We start from the raw sequence: 21,058 nt of genomic DNA, 5'->3' as shown, positions 1-21,058 counted from the left end.
CATCTGCTGTCCCTGACGGGGTAGATTACCAGGCTGTACGTCATCCGTGCCACCCGTAACTCTCCGAGGTCCTCCATGATGCTCCGAGTCGCGACCGGAACCGCCCTGCTGCTCGCCGTCGGGGTGTGCTCGCTTGCTGCACAGCGTGCCTCGTCCTTTCATCCCGACCTCCGTCGCTATGTCGCTGTTGATGCTCCGGTCGTGGCTTTGACCAACGCCACGCTGATCGATGGGACGGGGGCGGCGCCGAGATCGGGTCAGACGATCGTCATCTCGGGCAATCGGATCCAGGCGGTCGGGCCAACCGGGTCGGTGGCGGTGCCGGCGGGGGCTCATGTCGTCGATGCCAGCGGTCACACGGTCATTCCGGGCCTCATGGGCATGCACGACCACATGTTCTATACCACCCAGGGTGGCATGGTGCAGTCGCCCTACTCGTTCCCGCGTCTCTATCTGGGAACCGGGGTGACGACCGTCCGGACGACGGGCAGCTTTGCGCCCTATGCCGAACTCAATCTCAAGACCAACATCGAGCGACATCAGATGCCGGGACCGCGGATCCATATCACGGGCCCGTACCTGATCTCACAGGGGAATGATCTTCGGCTCGACCAGATGGGGATGCACAAGATCGAAACCGAAGCGGCCGCACGGCGAGTGGTTCGGCACTGGGCCGAGGAGGGGGCCGAGTGGATCAAGGGATATACGCAGCTCTCGCGCGACATTTTCCGAGCGGTCATCGACGAGGCGCACAAGCACGGCATGAAGGTGACCGGGCACTTGTGTTCCATCAGCTTTACCGAAGCTGTCGAGCTCGGCATCGACAATATCGAGCACGGTTTCCGCACCAACTCGGACTATGACACGGCCAAGAAGCCGGACGAGTGTCCGGCCAGCCACTTCGAGACCCTTGGCAAGCTCGACATGAAGGATCCGCGGATCGCGAAGACCTTCAAGGCCATGATCGACAACAACGTTCCGATGACCACCACCTCGGTCAACGAGCAGCTCGCCCCCAATCGTCCGGGTCCGGACGCGCGGGTCCTGGCGGTGATGGCGCCGTGGATTGCCGAGCAGGAGCTCGACCGCCGGAAGCGGCTCGATGCGTCCGTGCCGGGTAGTGAGATCTACCCCAGGATGCGGGAGATTTACCCGCGGTCGCTGGAGTATGAATTGGCGTTCGTTCGGGCAGGTGGGGTGCTGGCGGCGGGCGTCGACCCGGCCTTTGGTGCGGTGGCGGGCTACGGCAACCTCCGGGTGCTCGAGCTGCTCCGCGAGGCTGGGTTCACGACGCCGGAAGCCGTGCAGGTGCTGACCTTGAACGGAGCGGTCGTGCTTGGTGTGCAGAAGGATCGGGGCTCCGTCGAGGCGGGCAAGCTGGCCGACCTGGTCCTCCTTCGAGGCAATCTCGCGAACGATCCGAAGGTGATCTACGAGACGGTCACCGTTTTCAAAGACGGGATCGGCTATGATTCGGCGAAGCTGATCGCGGACGTGAAAGGTCAGGTCGGCATTCGCTGAGAGCAGGTCGGTGCGTCCGGTCCACCGCGGGACCGGACGCACCTTCCTCACACCGTTGGATTATTCCGAAACCAGTCCACGATTGCCGGCATGTTGGTTTCGAATCCGCCGGGTATGAATACGTTGAGAGCGCCGGCCCGCTGGTCGGTCCGGTTCTCGAAGTCGTGGACGATCGTCGCGGGAATCCGCAGGAAGGTCCCGGTCGGTGCGTCGACGAAACGGTCACCGACGCGAAACGTCATGGTGCCCTCGATGACGTAGAACAGCTCCTCGTTTGCCTCGTGCGAATGGGCCCCCGGGCCAGGCTTGCCGGGCTCCACCCACCAGATCGTCACCGCATAGCGATTCCCCGTTTCGCTGCCGTCGGCGAGAAAGAGCGCCTCCATCGGTCCGCAGTTGTACTGGCGGCCGCCTCCAGGTGGCAGGATGATCACGTCTTCCACGAGCGACGGACTACTGCTGGAGTTTCTTGAGCGCTTCCGCAGCGCTCGTGTTTTGGGGGTTGAGCTCGAGCGATCGGCGGTAGTACCCGGTGGCCTTTGCCTTGTCGCCCTTGGCGGCCCAGAGCGCGCCCAGACGGTCATAGCTCCGCGGGCTGTTCGGGTAGAGCCGGGCGCCGATCTCGAAGAACCCGATGGCCTTAGCTGTGTCCTGCGTCAGGGCAAACTGTCCGAGCTGGCTGACGATCGCCTCGGATGGAGTGAACGGCGCGCCGAGTTTGGTCGAGATGTTCTCGTAATGGGCAGTCAGCAACGCCGGCGAGCCCAGCAAGCGTCCCAGGTCGAGGCGGTAGCCGTCGAAGATGAAGCGCAGCGCGTCGTAAGTGGTGATCAGTGGCACCGAGCCGTGATCGTCGTTGTCGTAGTACTTGTAGCCGAAGCGCAGTCCCGAGGTGTTGTAGGTTCGGGCCAGGCTGTTGAACCGCACCATCGCGTTGAAGTGCGGATTGGCCGTCGAATCGTCCGGATTGATCGTGTTGGCCTGGCCGAGGTAGAGCACTTTGTTGCGATAGTCGGCGGTCGACAACCGCTCCTTGGTCGCCTTGAGCAGCACGGCGTTGTCCCACCAGAGGCTCGGGTCGATCGCGACGTAGGCGTTGAACGTCTCGGGAATCGTGAACAGCGCGTTGATCGTCGTGATGCCGCCCAGGGAGTGGCCGACGAAAACCCGGTACGGCATGGTTCGATATTTGGTGTCGATTTCCGGGATCAGTTCGTCCTTGATGAACGACAGGAAATTGGCCATGCCGCCGCTGGTGCGGAATGCCTGGTTTGGGCGGCCGTCGAGCCCGGCGCTGACCTTGGTTGGCGTCATGTCGCGGGTGCGGTCCCGGTTCGGAATGGCGACGACGATCATCTCGGGAACTGCATAGGTCCCGTTGACACCCGTGCCGAGAATCTGGACCAGGCCGGAGACGGAGTGAAAATGGGCGTCGCCGTCGAGGAGGTACAGGACCGGGTACCGTTGCGGGGCGAAAGTTGTGTCGCTGTAGGACGGCGGCGTGTAGACCAGATAGCGCCGGGTCTCAGACAGCGTCTTGGATTGGACCGAGTCCTGAACGCCGATCGTCAGCGGGAAGCGGCCTTGAGCAGTTGCGGTACGGGAAAGGACCAGAGCGGTCAGCGCGAGCAGCAGGTATTGCATCGGATGGGTCGCGAAAGGGTGAGACTCCAAGTTATCACCCGGATTCACCCGTCGGCAGAGGCAGGGTTATTTTCGGCGGCTGCTCGATCTTCACTTCAACCCGGGATGCTCCGTCATGGCTCGTCGCGCATCAACGTCGAAAGTCCGCAGGTCCACCAACGCTCGGCCGCGTCGCAAGGCCGCGCGTGACCTCGAGCGCACCTACTCGCGGTCACAGTTTATCGCCAAGCTGCGCCGCTTTGCGGATGCACTCGAATCGCGCAAGCCCTTCACGATTCAAATTGCCGGCGAGCGCCTGCACATTCCGGCCAAAGCGCTCTTCAACATCGAGCACGAGCGAGCGGGTGGACAGGACGAGCTCGAGTTTCAGCTACGCTGGGAAACCCCGCGAGTGAAGTAGCTCGGATTTCGTGATCACGGCGGCGCGGCTCGAAACCCCGCTGCCGGGACTCACCGAGTCCGAGACAGGGCTGTGGTGAGCTGCCGATCGAGCCCGTAGAGATCCGGATGGAACCGGAGCGTTCCGTCCGGCAGCGCGTCCGCCGTCCCATAGAACAGGATCACCATCGTTGGCTTGGCTACGGCCAGGATCCGCCGAGCTGCGTCGGACATGGCGCGGTCGGTGCTGTCCTGGGCCCAACCAGGACGTTCTGCGAGTGCCCAGCTTGCCAGCGCACCTGGCCGTTCCAGTCGGATGCAGCCGTGGCTCAGGTCTCGGCGCTCGCGTGCAAAGAGGCGCTTGTCGGGAGTGTCGTGCAGGAAGATGCTCGACGGGTTCGGGAACTCGAGCTTGACCGCGCCCAAGGCGTTTCGCTCGGTGGGACGCTGCCGGACGCGAACCTCGCCGCGCCCCAGCCGGTCCAGCAGATCCTGATCGAGCTTGTCGCCGAGTATGCTGTCGCGCGGTCCGACGATTTCCATATCATGCTCGATCAAGTATCGGGTGTTCTTTCGCATGGCTGGCAGGAGCTCGCCGACCAGGATGCTGCGGGGCACGTTCCAGAACGGGCGGAACTCGACCGTCCGCAACATTGCGCCCAGCAAGGGTGTTCGGGTCCTGCTGGCGCGTCCGACGATGACCCGCATAGTCAGCGCCGGATTGCCTGCGAGGTCGGGAGTATCGAACGCGTTCAGTTCGAAAGCCGGGATATTGACCAGCACGACGCGTTCGTGTTCCGGGCGTGGCAGCCAGCGGAGCCGCTCCATCGTCAGCTGGATCTTGCGGGCGTGATCGGATGCATCACTCCCGGCGTGAGCCAGCGCCTGCCGAAGACTGCGGTAAAGGGCAGTTGGCGGGGCCATCGCCTCCATCAGTTCCGGCACGGTGTCCGCAGCGAGCGCGGTGCGGACGGCGGCGGCGAGGTCGAGGCGTTCGGACTCCCGAAGGTTCGAATAGGCGTTGGGACGGACCCGTCCGAATCGGAGGTCCTGGGCCAGGTGGGTCAGGCTGCTCGCCAGGGTGCTGTCGACCCGGGAGGTGTCGGTGCGCATGAGGTGCTCGAGCCTGGCAAGACCGTAGTCCGACGGTCGCAATCCATGCTCCTCCGCGGCCCGGATTGCCGTCAGGGCGCGCCCGGCACCGCGCTGCGCCTCAGCGGCGGCCATCGGAATGGCCGGTAATCCGAGAGTCAGGGCGAGAAGCAGCCCGGGCAGCGTCTGGAGACCCGACGACAATCTGACCTCCACAGTGCGGTTCGGGCGCCTCGGCCAGCGGTGGACCCGGCCAAAGGTAGGTCTCGGGTTGGCGGAAAGCCACGGATCGCGGGCGGGGCGTTTCAAGGTGGTCCTCGCTGAGCAGTGGTCATCGTGGCAGGCGGGTCCTGCTCGGTCGCCCTTGACCTCGCCTCAGCTGACCTGGCGAGGTTCACTTCCGATAGGCGTAGATCAGGACGTCCTGGATTCCTTCGAGGTGGTTGTCGGCGCTGCTATGGGCGCGGAGTTGGTAGCCGAAGCCGTTTGTCTCGAGAATTGCGAGTGTTTCCGACAGGCGGTCGGAACGCACCGGTCGGTGATGGTGGTACTCGCAGGCGATGCTGCGGATCCGACCAAGGGCACCTGAGTCGGCGAGTTCTCGCAGCACCTGCTCCTCGGCTCCCTCCACGTCGAGCTTGAGGAGATCGATCTCGTCGTCGACATAGTCCGACAGACATCGGGCCTGCACCTCGATGGACTGTTCGGTTCGATTGGGAAGGAGGCTCATGTCGAGCGAGTCGCTGACGTCGTCGTTGCAGTAGAAATCGACGGTGCCCGAACGTTCAGCTACGGCGATCTGATGCAGCGTGACGTCGAGGTGATTGTGCTCGACATTCTTGCGCAGCGTTTTGAAGGCGATTGGATGTGGCTCGAACGCCGTGATGACGGCATTGGGGAAGCGATGCCTGAAGAACAGGACGGACATGCCAATGTTGCTGCCGCAATCCAGGATGCGGGGGCGGTCGGAATCGATCGCCACATCGTACAATCGCTCGACAAAGATCTCCCGGAACAGATGGCAGGCCGTCGAAGGGTCCAGATAGTGAAATCGATACCCGAGAAAGTCGATCGTCGCATCGGCACCTGTCGTCTGAGGCAGGCGCTGGAATCGGTAGTACGCTTGGAGCAGGGCGGTTGCGTGGCGGGGTTGCTTCGCCAGGCGGGCGACGTCGCGAAGCCTGGCGAAAGCGCGATTGACCATGTGCATACGGCTGTCCCTTGTCGTATGGGCGGGCGGATGACCCTGCGCACGGCGCGGGGTGGGACCTCCTCAACCTATTCTGAGCAGTACCTTGTCGCTACGGACTGCACGTAACGGAGTGACCCTGGGCAAGATAGAGGTCATTGCTGGGACGGTTTTCGATTGGTGCGTAATGGCAGAGCTCGGTGCCGTTTTGCTGCGGTATCACGTGTCACGGCTCGGGTCCTGTGGTCTTTGCATAGCGGTTACATGAGGTGCTGAGGCGAATCGGGGCGATTAACGACGAAGCCCCGTCGAACCGGCTGGTCGGCGGGGCTTCAAGTTACGAACGAGCGGGCCCGGCGCGATTCGAACGCGCGACCTCTTGCTCCGGAGGCAAGCGCTCTATCCAGCTGAGCTACGGGCCCTGATGTACAGCGTCGGCACAGCGGACCGGGCCGCCGCCGAACCAGCACCCGGTTTCCGGGCCCCCAATACTAATGATGCCGGCCGTTGGCGGTAGCCCTCGACGCCCGGGGGCAGACGGCCGCAGCTGGAAGGGGTCGGCAGGGAACTCGTTATTCGCCAAGCGGTTCCGGCATCGCTGGCGGAGGGTCCTAGCTGGCATCTGACTGGTCCCAGATCTCCGAAACCCGACGTCTCGGTGTCGCTTGCCCCTCGGGACCGTAGCCCAGACGGAGCACGAGTTGCGGCGTGCCGGCTTCGGGAACCAGGACGCCGAGTCGCTCGCGCAGGGCCGGAATCTCGACTGGCTGGTTGAGATAAGAGGCGCGAACTCCGCCTGCCGCGGCCAAGAGCAGCACCCGGGCCAGTGCCTGACCGCCACGAATCCAGTCTCCACGACTATCGCCGTCGGTTCCCAGGACGGCCAGCACCGGCGATCCCCGCACCAGATCGGCATCCCGCGCAGCACGCCCGTTACCAAGGTCGAAGGTCCGTACGACCAGCGGGGCCATGACCGAGGCTACCGCGCTCATCTCGAGCGCGTAGCCGGGCATCCCGTCAGTGGCGTTGGTCAGCCCGGAGCGCAACCACCCGGCCAGTTCGGCACGGAAGAGGGGATCCGCCATCTGGATCCGGTCGGCTGCCATGACGAGATCGGCCAGTGGGTCCCGGGCAGAGTCGTCGAGGATCGCAAGCCGCGCACCCGCGCGCCTCGCTTCCAGGATCAGCTGATCGACCAGCGGTGGCGCAATCGGGCGAGGCTCCATCGGCCCCCGGTAGGTGTGCCGAGTGCTGATGGCGTCGAAGATCGCCTGGTCGTTGGGCGACGGGTCGCGCCTGCCCGCCAGGCGGATCCGCGCCACCAGCTCGGGGTCATGCGGGTCGGGATTGATCGTGACGGCATCGGCCAGGCAGAACCGGTGCGCGGCAATCCGCAGATGCTCGAGCGCCGCGCCGCAACTGATCAGGAGTTCCCGGTCGTTCGGATCGACGATCGGAAGGCGACGGGATGGGTCGATGCGCAGCTCGAGCGTCTCGCCGACGAGACGAAACCGCCAGGGCTGGCTGTTGTGACTGGAGGGCGCGCGGGTCGCGAATCGGACCAGCGCTCGCAACTGTCTGGCAGGGGTGCCGTTGAGCGGGAACTCGAGCACCGCATCCGACCAGGTTTCGAGCCAGGTTTCGGGCATGATACCTCCGGCGTGTGTGGCGGGGCGGGGCGCCGGGTGCTGGGTCCCGGAGCCTCGACCTTCCTCAAACTACCGGTTGATTCCCGACCTCGAATGAACCAATCGTGAAGAGTTGCTTAGGTCAGCTGTTCAGGAAACCAGGGCGGGTACCAGTTCCTGCTGTGGCGCGCCGGCCCGCCAGACCAACTCGGCGTCGATCCCGCTCGGGGCTTCGACGTTGAGCCAGTCGAGCATCGTCGCGAAGATGTCGACGGTGCGGAGCGGAACCGCACCGAGGGGCTGGCTGCTCCAGAGCGGGACCTGCATGTGCGCTCGGAAGAGGCTGCCGTGACCGGCCTTGTGCTCGGGGATCTCCCACCGATCGCGGAAGTCGTAGCCCTCGCGGCCGATCACGACGAGATCGCCCGTGCGCGGCGACCGGAACTGATCGAGCAGTTGGACTGCGGCGTCCGGATAGGTCTCGTGGAAACTCCGGGCCAGGGTGTCGCGCCGATCGGCCTCGAAGGGGCCGGTGCCCAGCGGGTCCGAGCCTTCGGGCCGGTAGCTGATGCGGTCGCCGTGGTCGGCGATGATCGCTTCACCCTGCGCGTCCAGCAGCCGAACCTGGCCGGGATGATCTTCCGCCGCGACGAACGCCACGGCGGGTTCCCGGACCAGCGCCGAGACCAGGTCTTCTGCGGCGCCGAAGGCCTCGCGGGTGCGCAGGCGGGCCAGGGGCCATCGCTCGGTGCGCGGAACGCCGGGCGCTGCGTAGAGCATGGCGGAGCCGTTGCCGGCCACCATCACGGCGACTCGGGGGTCGGGTCGCCAGAGCTCCGGGTGCGCCAGGGTCGGAATGCCGCGGCTGCGGAACCAGGTGGCCAGATCGAGATGCTCGCGAACCGTGGTGGCGCCGTGGTCGCTCACCAGGAGGATCAGCGTATTGTCCCGCTGACCCTTCGCTTCCAGCAAGGCCAGCGTGTCTCCGACTGCCGCGTCGACCCGATGCAGGGCACGCACGACTTTCGGTGCATCGGGCGTGGTCTGGTGGGTATAGCCGTCGACCGCGGGAAACTGTGCAAAGAGAAAGCGCCAGTCGGGGTCGCGTTCGATCCAGTCGAGCAGGCCCTTCGCCACCACGCCGTCGGCTGGCTGGTGCCAGAGCAGGTAGTGCGACAGGGCGCCCCAGAACTTGCGCGCACCTTGGGTCGGATCCCGTTCCGGGGTGAGTCCGCGGGTAATCATCGTAAAGAAGGCGGCACTTTCCGGGACCAGCTGGAAGATGGTCCGGATGTCCGGGGCAATGTCGGCGTCCAGCATGCCGGCCTGGTAGCCGCAGTAGCTGCGAACAGCATCGCGCTCGCGCCACCAGCGCCCTGCGTAGGCGGCGCGATCGAGCCAGCGGATTGACGGCACGTTGCAGCGGCCCGGCAGGCACCCGGTCAGGAAGGGCAGGTAGGCGACACTCGTGGTCGACGGAAACGCGGTGATGGCCCGCCCGCGCCCGCCCCTATCCGTCAGGCGGGCCAGGTTCGGCAGGCGTCCGGCGGCGGCTTCGCGCTCGGCGACGTCTGGTCGGAGGCCGTCGACCAGGATCAGCAGGCAACGGGGTGTTGATACACGATCTACACGCGATGTCGTCATGAGGTGCAACCTGCCTCATGGGCGTGACCTGTCCGTGGCCGGGCGACTGGCGTCGGCGGGCGATACGAGAGCCGTCTCGGATGCGGATCTGGAGGGTCGTCAGCGGTGCGTGGCACAGCGTAGAAAGTGGGTTGGAGGCCGGGCCAATTCAAGGCTTGGCTCGGCTGGCGGAGGTCAGACCACAAAGACCGGCTCGGGTTTGGGTTTGGGCCAGCAGGCCGGCTCGGATCGTCAGTCCGGCCGTCACGCGCCCACGATTCGGTTCGGGGGTCAGGCAGGGCCGAATCGCGTCCGGGGGGGACCTCGGTGCCGACCGCAAAGGCCCAATGCGGTGCCCGTAGTGTGTCGTCGGTCTGCACTAGGGCCGAACGGCCTTACGGTGAATTACCGGATAGGGGAACCCTTAGTAGCGAAATCAGTCGCCTCCAGTCTGCGCGGCTGGTGTATTGTCGCTAGAATATTGCGCTCGTGAGGGCAAAGTGTTACCGTGGGCCGCGACGGCAAGGTAGGCACCTCATAATGACTCTTGGTGCCGACTGAAACCAAGATCACCGAGCGTAGGAGGTTAGCGAGCTTTCATTTGAAAGGTAGGCGGACTATGCGTGCCCTGTCACTTGGAATCATTGCGTCACTTTCGTTCCTGATTCCGCGGAGTCCGAGCGGCACGATTGAGTTGGGACGTGACGAAGGACCCAAGGTCACCTATGCTGACGGACGTGCCTCAGTAATTCCATCCTTTCTTCAGGATGAGGCCGAGGGTGAGGTACTGCAAAGTTGTGTACTCTGCCCCACCAATGTCCTGCTCTGCTTCTTTCAGCTTGGGACTTCCGGTCATGTTGCCAGCTCCGCTCATTCCGGGAGCCATGCCAACCCCCATGAGTTCTGCCTTGCTGACCCTCCCACTGGCTCACCCTGCAGCGGCCACCCGTTTTGCTTTGCGCTAGCTGACCATGCGAAAGCTGAGCGCCTGCAGCATCTGATAGACCTGGCGGCCGGAGGCGGAATGGATGCTGCGAGGCAGATTGTCAGCGAATTCCCTGACCGAGTGGAGGTCGTACCGGAAAGGCAGTCGCTGCTCGTCGAATCCTGCGGTCGAGTGGTTGGTTTTTTCCCAGTAGACGCACTCGTTCTTGCAGAGGCTGCAGCTGGTTTGCCCAGTCGCGAAACGCGCGTAGTAAGCCAATACGAATAGCGAGATTCCAGTGAAGCTCCGCTGCATGTTTCTCGCCGGCCTCTCGATGGTGTTTGCCCGAGCCTTGTTGGGCCAGGAGGTGGTTAATCGTGCGGCGGAGTGTGGTCAGTGTACGATTGAACGTCACACCGTTGCGGTTCTGGGACGGGACCAAGGAGGACAACTCGCCGCCCCGTTGGGGGTGGTCGGCATTACAGCGGGACATGATCAAACGTTGATCGGCGTTGTACTAGGAGGAAGAGGGACTCCGTTGGTGTTTACAGCGAACGGTCGCTTCGTACGAACTATCGGTCGTGCGGGGCGTGGTCCTGGAGAGTACATCGCTCCGAGAGACATCCTTCGGTGGCGAGGTGATTCAATCCTCGTAGCCGATCCCTCGATTGGTCGATTCTCAGTTCTTTCGCCATCGTATCAGTATGTCCGGTCCTTACCGTTTACCCTCCCTTCATTCGAATCGGTAACGGCGCTTCCGGGCGGAGAGTTAGTTGTCAACGTTTATTTGTCAGACAAAGCCGTGGTCGGTTTTCCTTTGCATGTAATCGATCCTGACGGCAAGCGCTTGCGCTCCTTTGGCTCAGAACGACCGGTCGTGTCACCAGGAACCGTACATGAGATGGCCCGGTTCATTACGTCAAGCGATGGAGTCGTCTGGTCGGCAACCCCGTTCGGCGACTACACGATAGAGGGATGGGACGTTGAAACAGGCACTCTAAAGCAGCGGATCCGGCGGATAGCAGATTTCTATCGGGAAGGTCCTCGCCAAGCTCCGACGCCGAAGGACCCACCTTCACCAGCCATTGCGGGAATCTTTGCTGAAGGCCGCTATCTCTGGGTTTTCGTTGCTGTCCCGGCAAACAGGTGGCATCGTGGTTTGGCACGGAACCCTGTGCGGGGAGAAGGCGGGGGCGCGGTCTATCGAGTAGAGAATGCCAACTTGGTGTACGACACCGTTGTTGAGGTCTTCGATACCAAGACGGGGAAACTTCATGCGTCAGCCCGTTTCGACGAGTTCATGTCAGCTCCCCTTGGTGCGTCGCCGTTCGGGTTGTGGAGGGTCGAAACGGACGCGGGGATTGTCGAGACGACTGTTGCGCGCTTTGCCATTGTCGGAAGCTCGTCGCGAAGATCGGGCGGGCGCGCTTTCCCGATGAACAAGTAGCGCGCGTGGCGCGGACTGCCTGTTGCCCGGAACGTCACCCGCCACATGTTGCCCGTCGGAAAACGACGAAGCCCCATCGAACGTAACGTTCGATGGGGCTTCGCTTTATGATCAGTCGGGGCGCCGGGATTTGAACCCGGGACCTCTTGCTCCCGAATCGCAGCCGCCCGCCAATGGGCACCAGCCATCAACGGAAGATGATTGATTTTCAATAGCTTACGCCGATGGTTGTTGGCTGGCGTTGGTTACAAACGGGGGCATTTGTCACTGGGAAGGACACTGGGCGGCAGCCTCGACCTTCTGGGTGGCCGGAACGCGGATAGCCTCGCCTTCCTGCCGGAATGGGGTGCGTTATTTTTCCGGACCCCAGTGGCTATGTCGCCCCCCAACTGGAGGCCCTGAATCCTTTGACGTACCCTGCCCGCGAACCGCAGCAGCCCGTTAATGGGCACCAGCCACCAACCGACGATCGTTGATTTTCAACGACTTACGTTAGCCCGCGTTGGCCGAAAACGGCTAGCAACGGTAGGGATTGTTACCCGGAGCGTTACCCGATCCCGGGTCCGCCTTGTCGCGACCTTGATTGGGATGTTCGCGTGTCCACCCGGTTCTCCTACCTACTGGTCAGATCTTCGGGGCGAACGGCATTGAGGCGGTGGGGATCGTGCAAACCTCCCAGGTAGGGCGGTATTTTCTGGCCGTCCTCGATCCCGACTCGCGAGATGCACGCCCCGACCCAGTTACCCAAGTGCTCCCTGAACGGGTGGTTGAGCCTGAGACGAATAACCGTTGGGTCCAGCACTAAGTAGGCGTGAGGTACCAGTGTTCGATTCCGGTATTCGACATACCAGGCGTTGGCGGCTGATAGATGTTCAGGGTGTCCGGGTAGCAGTAGCTTTGAGGGGTAATCGCCGCGGCGCATGACCTCGAGTCGTTCGTTCAGCTCCTTATCAGTTTTCGTTCCCAGTTTCTCTCGTATCGCCGGATACAGTGGTGCGAGGAGGACTCGAGCGCAGCTGGGTTTCCGTCCCTTCGATCCCTCCGAGGGAGGCGAATAATCTACGTCACACGACGCATCCAGCACGACCCAAGGAGCCTCTTCAGTCACGAACTCAGCACGCGCCCCGCCGTCGGCAGACTGATCAGGAAGTACCTGAGTGATAATAGGGGCCAAGAATGATACGTAGATGTCACCCTGACGAGGGGGAGTTGGGCCGGATACGACCGAGTACCAATAGGTATGAGCGTTCACCGGCTCAGCTCAAGTATCCCAGGTCGACTCGAACTCTGGTGCCCGACTAGTAGCGACCCATTGCCTTCCAATTGGACTGATGGGCTCGACGTGATCCGCAAAGTCTGCTAAGGCAGAATAGGTCTCAGCTGGCAGGACTTCATCGGCGACCCACTCGAAGTGGTGAGTGCCAACACTTGGTGTAGGCTGTGTGAGGGGCGGCACCAGACTTAGGTGGGACATGAAAACCGCAGTAGTCGCAGCGGCGGCCATAGTGACCCAAGGACCTCCGCGTCCCGGGCCGGCACTTACCGACGACGTCCCCGGCTCATCGAACTCATCCCACTCCAGCCCAGCAATTGGGGTTTCAAGCATTCTGGATTGCTCCGAGGGTCGACCTGATCTCATTCGAGATCGACGATTCAAAAACAAGCCGCTCGGCGGCGTGAGCATGATTAAACCAGTCGCTAACCCGGGCGTACGTGGGGGCCGTAGATGGGTCTCGGGTATAGACGTCGATATCCAAAAGGACGCCAACCGCATCGGGGGGCGAGGACGGATCCTCAACTTTGATCCGCGCGAGATTCACTAGGGCACTTAGTCCGGAGTGTCCTTGAATCTCGGTCCATCCTTGGCGACAGTTGAAGACGGAAAGCCCCGACAGAACCTCCGGTGCACGGATGCCGACGTTTAACCAAGTGGCAAGAGCGCCCGTGCTGGGCAACGCGAGTTTATTGAGGTAGCGCAGGCCTGCGCGCTGTACTGGCAAGTCTTTGAATTCATCAGCAAGCAACTCAAGGCATTTGGCGAACTCTGCTCGAATCACCGGCCAACCAACATAGGGACCGCTGGGCCAAGAGGCAGATCGAACCATATTGAGGGTTAACCGCTGGCTGCGGCATCGGAGAAGCCATCGAGCCTCCCCTACGACATTAGTGCCCATCCAGCCCACCGTTCGGGTGGTGGACGCCGCTTCGCTGGGAGCGCCCGGCGTTGCGATAACCTGGATCTGGTTTTCTTCGAGGGCGCTGACCTGATTGTAAACGCTAGCGATGGCATGCTGAATCCGCTCGAAAACCCTGTCATCGGCTTCTCGCTCCCGGAACAGGAGGTCGAGGACGACTTCATGTACAGGTGGACTCGAGTACTCCTGTTCAGACATCAAGCACACCTTACCGGGTGGGGTTTGGTCCTAGTTACGGCATGGGCGCTTCGCACCCCAATCTACTAGTCGTACGCCCTGCTACCAATAGGGATGCCTGGGGGGGCGGCGGAGTTGCGGCAGAAACGCCGCTCGCCCATAGGCTGATGGCCGCCACAGTCGGGCAGTCCTCACCGGCCCGCGTTCTGCTGGATCCGCCCCGCCTGGCTCGCCCTAAGGCTGGCGATCGGCTGCCAAGCCACCCCGAACCGCACCCCCCGGTCACGTCGACCGCTTCGGGCGACGAGGCGCCTGCCGCGCCCGCTCGACCTCGAGGTTGATTTCGGCATCGGTCGGCCATCCAAGATCCGCGCTCTTGTTCGCGCTGAAGTCGAATTGCCCGAGGAGGCGGAGCTGCCAGGCGCCGTCGTGGCCCTTGTGGCAGGTCCACCCGACGACGTCGAAGTCGACCCCAGGCGCGTGGGCCATCTCTCCCAGCTCCGCGACGGAGATCCGCATCTTCCGGGCGGCCTGGGCCAGGTCGTAGAACGTGGCGTCAGTCGGGAACTTGAAGAGCAGGTGCATGGACCAATCTAGATGGCGCTAGCCAAGCGCCAGGTCGGCCCATACGCTGCACGCCTGATAAGCGTGAGGTCTGAGCGCGGCGGGAAGCCGGAGCTGGTGAGGGCCGGGCCCCTAGGAATTCCAGGCCAAGCGTTTGACGGTTCGCACCCCGCGGAATTCCGTTTCGCCGAATTCGGGAGTATCCCTCTATGGTAGGCCAGCCAGATTTGTGATGTTGATACCCTTAGTGCTAGTGGGAACAGAGCTTGCACGGCCGTTGCGGGGCACGTCTCCTAACCCCAGATTGGCGGTGCCGGCGCAGGACGTTGCCGGCAGGGGAAACGCCCGGAATCAGTTCGAGCTGATCCGGGCGCTGAATCTCCCACCGGGTGCGACAAGCCGCCCACCGGGAGGCCGGGACCGGGGTCCCTGATTCGCAACAGCATGCCAATCATGATCGAAGCACCCGCCGGTGACAAGGGGTTTGTCGAGCTCCCAGGAGAAACCCGATGTACTTCGAGGTTTACCAGGATACGCGAAGCGAGTGGCGGTGGCGATTGATCGCAGCCAATGCTCAACGGATCGCGGATTCCGGGGAAGGGTATACGAGCAAGGCGAGTTGCGAGCACGGTATTGCCTTGGTCAAGAGTGCCCATTCCGCGCCGGTTCGATACCGGTAGGTAGGTAAAAGGCCGCACGGGTTAGTTACCCCCGTGCGGTCACCCGGCTTTCTCCCAGGGGTCGATGATGGTTGCTGCCCTCTTCGGACGTTTGCGTAGCTGGCTTGACAGCCTTGAAGCCCGTATGAGGCGAGGGCTGTTCGTGCTGGTCGTGATCGTTGCGTTGTTTGTGGTTGAGCGATTGCTAGACGCCTGGTTTGACGGCTTCCTGACAACCTACTTTGGGCGCCCGCTCTGGGGCTTGCTCCGTGCCTCTGTTGCGATGCCGATCGGCGTGGCGGGCGCCATCCTTCTCGCGATGCTTTCTGTCCTGCTGGTTCTGTCATGGCTGGAGACGAGTCCGACCTACACCAGCTGGGCCGAGCGTCGCCGGCAAACGGCCGCGGAAGCAGCTTCCTGCCTCATGCGCTCAGAACTCGAGCGGCGGTTGATGCAGGACTACCGGTCGTGCTGGCTTCGCTTCGGGCGAGACGCGGTCGATAGCATGCTCCGGCTTTTCAACTTTGCAGTCGGTCGCGCGAAGAAGGGAACCCCTCTGGTAGAGCTCCTGCCGGCCATCGGTACTGACTTAGAGATGCGCTCGCAGGCGTTCGGGCGTACCGTGGACGACAACAGTTCTGTACCGATTGACGAGGTTCGCGAGACGTTCAACAAGATGTACGGTGTCTACCTTCGGATCGGGAAGCATGTTGCGGAGCTGGTTGATGCTGACGTGATCCAGCCGCACGATGGAGAGTATCTCGAGTTGGTCAGCCGTTGGCGTTCGCGCCACCGAGCCTTCTTCGACCGGATTGAAGATCTCAACCAGATCCCGGAGCATCGAGGCAAGGTTGCCGCGTATCTCCACCCCTTCGTTTCCGATTCGACACGGCTGTTCTTCCAGCAGCCGAGCCTGAACCTGCCGAGCTTCGAGGAGGCGCGCCAGCTCGACCTGGTCCTGCGGCTGCTCACGCCGGATGAGGGGGCGTTTCTCGATCTCCTCCGAAAGGATGCAACGTCCTACAGTGAAAGTGACCCGGATGGCGACGTTCTACGCCACGAGGTATTTGTCGCCGGACGCCAGTTGGCGTCGAGGGGCCTATTCGCTCAACGGGACCTGGGAGCGACCATCGTCTTCACGGTCCCCAGGCATATCCAGGAGGCACTAGAGCAGCACTATGGAGCGCCGCTCAATGACGAGGTCCGTCTACGAACCGATCGCATTTGGGGAAGCGGAGCTAGTGGGAGTGGTGCGCGATCGTCCCAATAGGGTTCGACTCTTTCGCTGTCTCCGTACCAGAACACACCCCTTTAAGGCACAGTGGGCAAGCCGTTGAGGTGTCGGAGAACATTGCAGCCAACTCGGGCCGCCTCTATGAAGTTGTCGAACGGCGGTCGAGCCTTATCCAAGGTGGCAGGGGTCGCTTGAGGATGTCCTGCATCATCCCGGCTAATCTTCACGGAGAGTAGCAGCTGATTGAATGCAGTATGAGCGACGGCCTTCTCACGGCCGGCAATAGCCGCCCAATGCTGGGCGAGTACCGGCTCAAGGGCAAGCCAGACTTGTGTGATCTTACCCTTGACGTCCCTTTCGTATTTGTCTCGTCTGCTCGTCGAGACCTGCCGCGCAGCCTCGGTGGCAATTCGTTGGATCAACTCCTCAGCTGCGCAGCCCAGCATCACGAGCGCAGCTGGGTACAGTCTCGCTCTGAACGCCATGAGACCTTCGCGAACATAGAACCGCTCGACGTCAGACAGCTCTGGGGCCTTGTCCTCCATGGCTGCGAGGTAGTCATCCGGTCGCTCAGGAATTGGGTTGCGCTCCAATCGTGTACGTCCGGTTGCTGAGAGCACAACAGACGACCAAATGGCCGGATCACGGTCGTAGGGGATCTCAGTAACCGGCTCCAAGATTCCCTGTTGAATCCAGTCCCAAAGGAGCTTGTTGAGGATCCGTATCTCCGAGTCGTGCCAGAGGCGGAGGGCGTTCCGGCTGCGCTCCCGGGCCCATTCTTCCGGGAAGTCGAGGCCCGCTGATACACGAGACAGCAAGGCGTAGAACAGCCCTTCACCACCCTGCGCGGCGACCTTCATAGGCCCAGGATTGTCTAGGAAGTGGTCCCTAACGATCTCCTCCAACTCCGTCTTGCTGAGAGGAGGTCTCAGGTCTCGGGGGGAATTCATTGTCTCACCTTCTTCGGCTCCACGTTGAGGGAGGGCGATATCGGATAGGGCCATTTGGCCTTACGGTATGCTTTCGGTTGATTCTGCTTAGGTGCGGAGCAGTAGCGATCGATCAAGTTACGGTGGGTCCGCCATGCGAACCATGCTGGAGCGACGCCCTAAAATTCTGTAGAGCCAATCGAAAGCCATCTTTGGAGCGTACTTCTCGGACTCGCAGTCCCACTCGACGTAGGCCCTTCGAGAGAACTGCGCTCGAGCTGTAGCCACAGATCATCGCGACGTCGTCGGCGGTAAGGGTCGTGCGTCCAAGAAGATCCACTGCATGTAGGATTCTGGCCCACCACAGCACTTTGCCGGGCCGCATGACCCGATGCGCAGCGAACCGGTACTCCAGTGCCCTTGGCTTGATGGCGGCCGCAGCAGCCATATCCCGTACACTGGGGCTATTTCGGGCATTGTCAATTGCCCACTCAAAGAACGGAACGAGATCCGCCGGGCAAGACGCCTCGACAATCAAGAGTGTTTCGAGACGTCTGGAGAACTGGGGACGCCATTCCATTGCCTGGCTCACGGTTGCGATTGCGAACAAAAGAGTTTGCCCCAAGGGGTTTGTCACCTAGGGGCGCGGAGGTGCTTCAGGTACATCGATTCGTCTGAGTGACGGCTACCTGCGGAGATGTTACTGCAAACTGCCATTGCCCGCCAATCGTGGGTTCTATTGGTATTTCTCGCGTGGCGTTACCTGATTGTTGCGTGCCCCGTTGTTGCGAATGCACGCCTGGCGCCCAGCTAGGTGCACATAAGGCGATTGCGCGTTCTGACCATTTTCTTGCGTGTTTGACGCTTGACCGATTTTCATTCCTCCGTAGCTTGCATGGTACACTCCTTGGTTGAGGGCGGTCGTGCGGGGCACAATCTGCGCGACTCTCGTTAGATGCGAAGCGCTCAATGGGCATCTGACGCCTAGTCCCGACAGAACAAACAGCGGAAGGCGACTGCGATGCAACGACCCCTCTGGATACGTTGGGCGATAGTGTGCACGGCGCTGGTGCTTGTGGGCTGCGGAGAGACGGTCGCGCCGCCGCGGGTCGATCCGTCTCAGCCCCCCGAGCTCACCACTCTGATTGCGGAGTGCTCGGCGGCGTGTCTGGTGGTTGAGGATGGGAGGGTATTGGCGTCGGCTGTTGAGAAACGGGATTCCGCCGGTACGTTGATCCCCCTCGCGCGGTTTGAGGTCGAGGGCAGCTCGGGGGACTCAGTTATCCTTAGCACTTCGTCGATCGCCCTAGCCGCCGTTGCAGGAACCGCCGTGCTTGTCATCGATGTGGACGGCAAGAGGCAGGAAGTCACGCTAGCAGCGCTTCCACGCAGCATTCTGGTTCACTCGTTTACGAGCAGCTCCTCAGCATCGGTTTCCTACTGGATGCAGCGCGGCACTCGGGGCCCTAGCGAGGCTGTACTGAAGCTCACCCAAGGTGTTACCGGCAATGCCCGGGTGGTACGCGCCGTCAGGCCTTGGATGGCGCCGTCCGGCCAGCGGCCGATGCGGGCCCCCGGAGCAAGCGTGTCGCAAGTCTGCGACATTGATGATGAGACCGGTTTCTGCGGGGTTAGCGCCTGGACGGCGACGCCTTACTTCGCTGGGGCGCCGTTTGGACCCCCAACCTTCCAGAGCGGCTCCGGCACGGGACAGTCCTATCCAATAACGCTCTCGTTCCCAACGCCAATCACTGGGGCCGAAATCAACATTCAGGATCCTACGTACGCGGGGAACAAGGCGGTTGCCTATGACTCAACCGGTACGCCGGTCGATAGTGTCTTTTTTAGCGGTAGCGGAGTGCCGGGAGTCAACGTCCCGGATACCAAGACCTTGTCTGGGTCGATATCGACTATCGTTCTAACACCAGCCAATCTCGACTATGTCGCCTATGCAGTGACGATTACAACCTTGGTTAACGTTCGGGTGGTGCTGTCGTACTTGCCTCCCGCTGCGCTCGTAGTCAACGGCAACGCCGTTGTCTTCCCTCGCAACATTCCGGAATCCAAACATGGGCCTAAGCCATTGTGGGACGGTCAACCCTGGCCGGATTCGATCCGAATCGCGGTCAAGGTTGATTCCGGTGGTGTGACCCTCCTGAACAGGAGCGTGTCATTGTCTCTCCTAGGGTTTGATAGCGCAGGTGCGTCAATCGACTCGTCGTTTGGGCACCTACACAACACGGGCGCCGCCAAGCCAATAGGTGCACTGTCCAATACGTCACCGAACACGGGTGCGACCGGAACGGCAGTCGTCACCTACCGACCGTCTCAGGTTTCTTCTCCGATACTTATTGTCGCCGCTAGCGCTGCGGCCGATACCGCACGAGACACACTGTACGTTGGGGTGCCCTTCCTGATATCGCTGGAACAGCGGGCCAGTGACTCGTTGATTGGCCAGATCGCAAGCACAAGACCTGGCCACCATATCAGCAACCATTGGGTTATTGGGGCGGTTGCTACACGAATAAACTCGGTGTCAGATTCGCTTCATGCCCAGTTCCCTGAGTACAAGCCTCATTGGAACGACGGAAGCCTCCGATGGGGAGGGAAGTTTGACGTCGGTAGTAATGTCTGGGTTGGGTCTCATGTCGAACACATGATGGGAAGGGACGTTGACCTCCGAACAGACCACTCGCCTGGGATAACGAACGATACGATTCGAAAGATGATTAAGTATTTTTGGCAGGAGCTGGGTGGCACCGTGTACGATGAACGCAATAAGCCAGACGTCCCACCCCATTTCCACCTTCGTTACAGGAAGCCTGAAGTCGAATGACATACATGCGCTGGTTAGTGCTTGGGGCATCCATCTGCGGTGCTACTGGTAGGGCTAATGCCCAGGAGGCGCCTGGGAAGAACCTGAGTGTCGACATCTACATTCGAAATGTGGCCTTTTCGAAAGACACGATGACGATCTCATACATGGTTCACAACAAGAGCACGAGCGCCGAGAAGCTAGAGTCATTCATGGTTGAAGCACCGGGAGATGCAGCCCCAATCACCGTTGTCCTACCAGGTTCCGCGCGTGCCTGGCGTGCTAAGAGCAAGTTCCGAGATCGGATAGTAGCTCATTGGGTGAATTTTGGTGGCATCGCTCCTGGTGATACGACGCCGTGGCTCTCGTATCGAGCCATTGGGCTACCGTTTCCAACCGTTGCGTGGTTTCAAGGAGACAGTATCGCCTCCTCGAACGAGAGCGATACGACGTTGTGGGACCCAGATGCAGACCAGGATCCAGATCCCGTCGCCGACCTTAGCGTTCAGACATGGACCATCGGCATTGAGAAAACTCCTGCGTGGGCGACTACGACTTCGGGTCTTATGGCGCGCCTGGCCGATTTCACCGCCGGCCTCTGCAACAATGGCGTAATGACGGACGAAGATCTATGTGATACGCTCCTCGGTCACCTGGCCGCCGATCCCTTTCGGGCCGAGGGATTCACAGCATCTCTGGATTCCGCATACACGGGCGGGACAGCGGTCACGAACGCCGCATATTTCTTACTGAAGCCGAATGCGACGTATCTCACGTCCTACATCGACTTGGAGGGTATTACTCTAACCTACGTCTGCGGCAACAAATTCAGCCTTAAGAGTGTAAGCTACGCCACGGTGCCGGCGACGTATAGCGTTGCCAGTACCGCCGAGACTGGCTCGGCCTCATTACCAGGCCGCAACGACAGCGTGGAATACAACGAAACGTTCATCACGACAATCAACGCGGGTACCTTCCGCCTCCACTATGGCGGGAACATCATCCGGTCGGCGGACAACGGTGGGGTGCCCTGTTAGG

At 61.7% G+C, this 21,058-nt stretch carries 18 protein-coding genes and 1 tRNA gene; 7 read left to right on the top strand and 12 right to left on the bottom strand.

Translation table 11 applies throughout. The features are described 5' to 3' along the window. Positions 1–75 precede the first annotated feature (75 nt). Entirely contained in the window at positions 76–1,521 is a 1,446-nt protein-coding gene (locus KF785_09510; protein ID MBX3146993.1) for an amidohydrolase family protein, read from the top strand. A gap of 47 nt (positions 1,522–1,568) precedes the next feature. On the opposite strand, the gene KF785_09505 is transcribed toward KF785_09510, so the two are convergent. Both KF785_09505 and KF785_09500 read right to left on the bottom strand, forming a co-directional pair. After that, the gene (locus KF785_09505; protein MBX3146992.1) at positions 1,569–1,964 is read right to left on the bottom strand and encodes a cupin domain-containing protein; all 396 of its coding nucleotides are present in this window, start codon (positions 1,962–1,964) and stop codon (positions 1,569–1,571) included. A 10-nt stretch (positions 1,965–1,974) separates the two neighbouring features. Then, a complete protein-coding gene (locus tag KF785_09500; GenBank protein MBX3146991.1) occupies positions 1,975–3,165 on the bottom strand; it encodes a hypothetical protein in 1,191 nt (396 codons plus the stop codon). A 115-nt stretch (positions 3,166–3,280) separates the two neighbouring features. On the opposite strand from KF785_09500, the gene KF785_09495 reads away from it, so the two are divergent. Beyond that, positions 3,281–3,565 carry an amphi-Trp domain-containing protein gene (locus KF785_09495; GenBank protein ID MBX3146990.1) on the top strand — a complete coding sequence of 95 codons (285 nt, stop codon included), beginning with the start codon at positions 3,281–3,283 and terminating at the stop codon, positions 3,563–3,565. 50 nt (positions 3,566–3,615) lie between these two features. On the opposite strand, the gene KF785_09490 is transcribed toward KF785_09495, so the two are convergent. From KF785_09490 to KF785_09465, 6 genes are all read right to left on the bottom strand, one after another. Continuing rightward, positions 3,616–4,839: a L,D-transpeptidase family protein gene (locus KF785_09490; GenBank protein MBX3146989.1), complete on the bottom strand. Its 1,224-nt coding sequence runs from the start codon at positions 4,837–4,839 to the stop codon at positions 3,616–3,618. 190 nt (positions 4,840–5,029) lie between these two features. Beyond that, entirely contained in the window at positions 5,030–5,839 is an 810-nt protein-coding gene (locus KF785_09485; protein MBX3146988.1) for an FkbM family methyltransferase, read from the bottom strand. 333 nt (positions 5,840–6,172) lie between these two features. Then, positions 6,173–6,246 (bottom strand) — tRNA-Arg (locus tag KF785_09480). Positions 6,247–6,435: 189 nt separating this feature from the next. Then, positions 6,436–7,473: a nitroreductase family protein gene (locus KF785_09475; GenBank protein ID MBX3146987.1), complete on the bottom strand. Its 1,038-nt coding sequence runs from the start codon at positions 7,471–7,473 to the stop codon at positions 6,436–6,438. Positions 7,474–7,602: 129 nt separating this feature from the next. Continuing rightward, the gene (locus KF785_09470) at positions 7,603–9,096 is read right to left on the bottom strand and encodes an alkaline phosphatase family protein (GenBank protein ID MBX3146986.1); all 1,494 of its coding nucleotides are present in this window, start codon (positions 9,094–9,096) and stop codon (positions 7,603–7,605) included. 940 nt (positions 9,097–10,036) lie between these two features. Beyond that, complete coding sequence (locus KF785_09465) at positions 10,037–10,315, bottom strand: hypothetical protein (protein MBX3146985.1); 279 nt, start codon at positions 10,313–10,315, stop codon at positions 10,037–10,039. On the opposite strand from KF785_09465, the gene KF785_09460 reads away from it, so the two are divergent. Beyond that, on the top strand, positions 10,314–11,447 hold the full coding sequence (locus KF785_09460) for a 6-bladed beta-propeller (protein ID MBX3146984.1): 1,134 nt from the start codon (positions 10,314–10,316) through the stop codon (positions 11,445–11,447). The genes KF785_09465 and KF785_09460 overlap by 2 nt on opposite strands. Positions 11,448–13,045: 1,598 nt before the next feature. On the opposite strand, the gene KF785_09455 is transcribed toward KF785_09460, so the two are convergent. Continuing rightward, entirely contained in the window at positions 13,046–13,840 is a 795-nt protein-coding gene (locus KF785_09455) for a TIGR04255 family protein (GenBank protein ID MBX3146983.1), read from the bottom strand. Between the two features lie 261 nt (positions 13,841–14,101). Further along, positions 14,102–14,404 carry a hypothetical protein gene (locus KF785_09450; protein MBX3146982.1) on the bottom strand — a complete coding sequence of 101 codons (303 nt, stop codon included), beginning with the start codon at positions 14,402–14,404 and terminating at the stop codon, positions 14,102–14,104. A 488-nt stretch (positions 14,405–14,892) separates the two neighbouring features. On the opposite strand from KF785_09450, the gene KF785_09445 reads away from it, so the two are divergent. Together KF785_09445 and KF785_09440 are read left to right on the top strand one after the other, a co-directional pair. Beyond that, positions 14,893–15,063, top strand: coding sequence for a DUF1508 domain-containing protein (locus KF785_09445; GenBank protein MBX3146981.1), 171 nt, complete (start codon positions 14,893–14,895; stop codon positions 15,061–15,063). 124 nt (positions 15,064–15,187) lie between these two features. Then, a complete protein-coding gene (locus KF785_09440; GenBank protein ID MBX3146980.1) occupies positions 15,188–16,312 on the top strand; it encodes a hypothetical protein in 1,125 nt (374 codons plus the stop codon). Positions 16,313–16,353: 41 nt separating this feature from the next. Here KF785_09440 and KF785_09435 read toward each other — a convergent pair whose 3' ends face one another. Both KF785_09435 and KF785_09430 read right to left on the bottom strand, forming a co-directional pair. Beyond that, the gene (locus tag KF785_09435) at positions 16,354–17,280 is read right to left on the bottom strand and encodes a hypothetical protein (protein ID MBX3146979.1); all 927 of its coding nucleotides are present in this window, start codon (positions 17,278–17,280) and stop codon (positions 16,354–16,356) included. 58 nt (positions 17,281–17,338) lie between these two features. Next, a complete protein-coding gene (locus KF785_09430; GenBank protein MBX3146978.1) occupies positions 17,339–17,785 on the bottom strand; it encodes a helix-turn-helix transcriptional regulator in 447 nt (148 codons plus the stop codon). A gap of 441 nt (positions 17,786–18,226) precedes the next feature. On the opposite strand from KF785_09430, the gene KF785_09425 reads away from it, so the two are divergent. Both KF785_09425 and KF785_09420 read left to right on the top strand, forming a co-directional pair. Further along, complete coding sequence (locus KF785_09425; protein ID MBX3146977.1) at positions 18,227–20,041, top strand: hypothetical protein; 1,815 nt, start codon at positions 18,227–18,229, stop codon at positions 20,039–20,041. Next, complete coding sequence (locus KF785_09420) at positions 20,038–21,057, top strand: hypothetical protein (GenBank protein MBX3146976.1); 1,020 nt, start codon at positions 20,038–20,040, stop codon at positions 21,055–21,057. Before KF785_09425 ends, KF785_09420 begins: the two co-directional genes overlap by 4 nt. The last annotated feature ends 1 nt before the right edge of the window (position 21,058 follow it).

It is taken from the genome of Gemmatimonadales bacterium, from assembly GCA_019637315.1.
Classification (GTDB): Bacteria; Gemmatimonadota; Gemmatimonadetes; order Gemmatimonadales; family GWC2-71-9; genus SHZU01.
Note: the sequence above shows the minus strand (reverse complement) of the source record. Positions and strands in the feature narration are given on the sequence as shown.

Bases quoted from the DNA above. Each gene is read 5' to 3' on its own strand.
- KF785_09510 (MBX3146993.1), top strand. From the start codon at position 76: ATGATGCTCCGAGTCGCGACCGGAACCGCCCTGCTGCTCGCCGTCGGG.
- KF785_09500 (MBX3146991.1), bottom strand. From the start codon at position 3,165: ATGCAATACCTGCTGCTCGCGCTGACCGCTCTGGTCCTTTCCCGTACC.
- KF785_09495 (MBX3146990.1), top strand. From the start codon at position 3,281: ATGGCTCGTCGCGCATCAACGTCGAAAGTCCGCAGGTCCACCAACGCT.
- KF785_09485 (MBX3146988.1), bottom strand. From the start codon at position 5,839: ATGGTCAATCGCGCTTTCGCCAGGCTTCGCGACGTCGCCCGCCTGGCG.
- KF785_09475 (MBX3146987.1), bottom strand. From the start codon at position 7,473: ATGCCCGAAACCTGGCTCGAAACCTGGTCGGATGCGGTGCTCGAGTTC.
- KF785_09470 (MBX3146986.1), bottom strand. From the start codon at position 9,096: ATGACGACATCGCGTGTAGATCGTGTATCAACACCCCGTTGCCTGCTG.
- KF785_09460 (MBX3146984.1), top strand. From the start codon at position 10,314: ATGTTTCTCGCCGGCCTCTCGATGGTGTTTGCCCGAGCCTTGTTGGGC.
- KF785_09465 (MBX3146985.1), bottom strand. From the start codon at position 10,315: ATGCAGCGGAGCTTCACTGGAATCTCGCTATTCGTATTGGCTTACTAC.
- KF785_09455 (MBX3146983.1), bottom strand. From the start codon at position 13,840: ATGTCTGAACAGGAGTACTCGAGTCCACCTGTACATGAAGTCGTCCTC.
- KF785_09450 (MBX3146982.1), bottom strand. From the start codon at position 14,404: ATGCACCTGCTCTTCAAGTTCCCGACTGACGCCACGTTCTACGACCTG.
- KF785_09445 (MBX3146981.1), top strand. From the start codon at position 14,893: ATGTACTTCGAGGTTTACCAGGATACGCGAAGCGAGTGGCGGTGGCGA.
- KF785_09440 (MBX3146980.1), top strand. From the start codon at position 15,188: ATGAGGCGAGGGCTGTTCGTGCTGGTCGTGATCGTTGCGTTGTTTGTG.
- KF785_09435 (MBX3146979.1), bottom strand. From the start codon at position 17,280: ATGGCCCTATCCGATATCGCCCTCCCTCAACGTGGAGCCGAAGAAGGT.
- KF785_09430 (MBX3146978.1), bottom strand. From the start codon at position 17,785: ATGGAATGGCGTCCCCAGTTCTCCAGACGTCTCGAAACACTCTTGATT.
- KF785_09425 (MBX3146977.1), top strand. From the start codon at position 18,227: ATGCAACGACCCCTCTGGATACGTTGGGCGATAGTGTGCACGGCGCTG.
- KF785_09420 (MBX3146976.1), top strand. From the start codon at position 20,038: ATGACATACATGCGCTGGTTAGTGCTTGGGGCATCCATCTGCGGTGCT.